A 2,588-nucleotide genomic window follows, 5' to 3' on the forward strand; every position below is an offset into this window, starting at 1 on the left:
TGGCGTGCGCCGTTGTGGCGCGAGAAAGGAGTGCGTCTGATGACGTGATGCTTGTTGGCAATGGCATCTGCCTACTGAGCTTACCGGTGCCCTCGGGCTGAAACTCCGAAAGGGGAACGGGACCATAGCATGCTCAGAAAAGGTCTGAAGCGGACAGTCGCATGTGAAGCGGACGATCAAGGCAAGACGATTATGGTGAACGCTACACTGCGTGAAGCCCAATCTTTCGCGGCCTAAACCCTTGGCGGCGAGGAAAGCGACTGAGACCTCGCACCGACACGTTGAGTTCGACGTACCAGCTCGAGCTCGAGATAGCGATCATGCCCGTACCATCGGCAGGATCGGCCAACCTTGTCGGCGTGACCTCCTTCGGAGGATTAGAGATGAAAAGGCCACCTAAGATCGTTGAGTTATCTCCTTTCCCGCGTAACTACGGGATCGCCTGTAGCTGGCTCGTTCGAGAGCCTGTATGGCGACGGAGCCGCAATATTACTCAAATGCTCGGGGTAATGCCCGAGACAGCTTCCGCTTCGGTGGTAGACGGTCGGACGTATAAGAGTGGGGTGACCTGCTTGAAAGCGAAACCGGGCGGGGGAAGTGCGGCAGCTTCAATCCAGTCAAAATCCTCGGTGGGGGTACGCTGATGCGACCGAGTACCACCTTGGCGAGACTGGAGTCTCTTGGAACGATTGCCTCGACCGGCAAACGAACGAATGGTCTGTTTCGGTTGCTTCTATCCCGCTCGCTGTGGGACGAAGCGTTGGCACGGATCCAACAAAACCGCGGCGCAGAGACGCCCGGTATCGACCGCGTCACCGTGACCGATCTCGATTCATCGCAGATCGACATGGTGATCGGCCAACTTGCGACGGGGGCATATCGCCCCAAGCCGGTCAGGCGGGTCTACATCCCGAAGGCTAACGGCAAAACGCGGCCGCTCGGCATCCCAACTGCACTAGACCGACTGGTTCAGGAAGTGGTGAGGATGATCCTCAATGAGATCTATGAACCGGTCTTCTCCGATCGTTCTCATGGATTTCGGCGAGGCCGGTCGTGTCACACGGCACTCGATCACGTTCGTAAGACGTGGAAGGGGGTCAAGTGGCTGGTCGAAGTCGATGTTGAGGGATACTTCGACAACATCTCACACGAGGTGCTGGTGAAACTGCTGGAACAGCGGTTTGATGATCGGCGCTTTATCGCGCTGATTGGTTCGATGTTGAAGGCTGGGTATCTTGAGGAGCAGCGTTTCAACGAAACATACAGTGGAACGCCGCAAGGGGGCATCGTTTCGCCTCTGCTCGCCAACATCTACCTGCATGAGCTGGATAATTTCGTTGCCAGTCTCGTGTCGAGTTTCGACAAGGGTGACGCACGTCGGAAACACCCCGACTATCGTCATCTAGCACGCCGTATCGAATATGCCCGTAAGCGCGTAGGGCAACTACGTGCCAGGGGCAGGATTGACGAAATCGAACCATGGACGGTTCGGATCAAGGAAACCGGAACGGCGATGCGCAAGCTGCCGGCAACGGACCCATTCGACCCGTCTTTTCGGCGTCTTCGCTACGTTCGCTATGCCGACGATTTCCTGATGGGAGTCATAGGCAGTCGGGCCGAGGCCTTGGAGGTGATGAGGAAGGTTGAGGTTTTCCTCGCCGACCATCTGAAACTTCGGGTCTCGGCCAGCAAGAGCGGGATACGTGAGGCACGAAATGGGGCACGCTTCCTCGGCTACGATGTGCGTAGCCGAACCTCGTCGGATCATCTGGTCAAACAGAGGATGGGCAAGGTGGTCGCGCTAAAAAGGACGTTGACGGATCAAATCCAGTTACTCGTTCCGCGTGATAAGGTTCAGGCATTTAGCCAGCGGCACGGCTATGGTCAGTATGACCTGGGACGGGCATTACATCGCCCGGGCCTGCTCCACATGGACGATGCCGAGATCGTCAGAGCCTACAACGCCGAACTTCGCGGCTTCGCTAATTATTATGCTTTGGCGGTGGATGCGAAGTGTGCACTAAACAAGCTTGAACACCTTTGGCGGGGCAGTCTGTTTAAGACCCTCGCCAATAAGCACCGCTGCTCACTCGTTCGGGCACTTCGGCGGTTGCGAGAGGGACCGGGCCGTTATTCAGTGCGCGTCGGCGTCGGACAGGATGCGAAGAAGGTCGCGGTGTGGCGACTGGCGGACCTCGATACCCGGCTAAGCTCTTGGAGCAAGGTTGATGTCGTGGCCCGGACGGAGGCGCTGCGGTTCAGCAGGACAAACCTGACGGACCGTATGCTCGCCAAGGTCTGCTCTGCTTGCGGAGATACCGGTGGCCCATTTCACCTTCACCATCGGAACCATGTGCGGAATTTGGGGCAACAACCGGTACTCATGAGGCTGTTAGCCGAACGGGCGCGGGCTGTGCGGGTGCTTTGCATCCCATGCCATCAGGCTCTGCATCGGGGGACGTTGGGAGATACACGTCTCAAGGGACATGATGTGGAGAGCCGGATGCAGTGAAAGCTGCACGTCCGGTTCGGAGGGGGGGAGTGGGGTGTCCTCTCGTAGGCGCCACCCTCCCTACCCAACATTACGA

General features: G+C 57.8%; 1 protein-coding gene. It reads left to right on the plus strand.

The genetic code is table 11. From position 1 onward, the window contains the following. The first annotated feature begins 643 nt into the window (after positions 1–643). Positions 644–2,512, plus strand: a complete 1,869-nt coding sequence (gene ltrA / locus AC07U4_RS24735; RefSeq protein ID WP_495197592.1) for a group II intron reverse transcriptase/maturase — start codon at positions 644–646, stop codon at positions 2,510–2,512. Positions 2,513–2,588 lie beyond the last annotated feature (76 nt).

The organism is Sphingomonas sp. GW821-FHT02B09, from assembly GCF_059421875.1.

What these genes read in the sequence shown, in the direction of transcription:
- ltrA (WP_495197592.1), top strand. Translation starts at nt 644, where the DNA reads ATGCGACCGAGTACCACCTTGGCGAGACTGGAGTCTCTTGGAACGATT.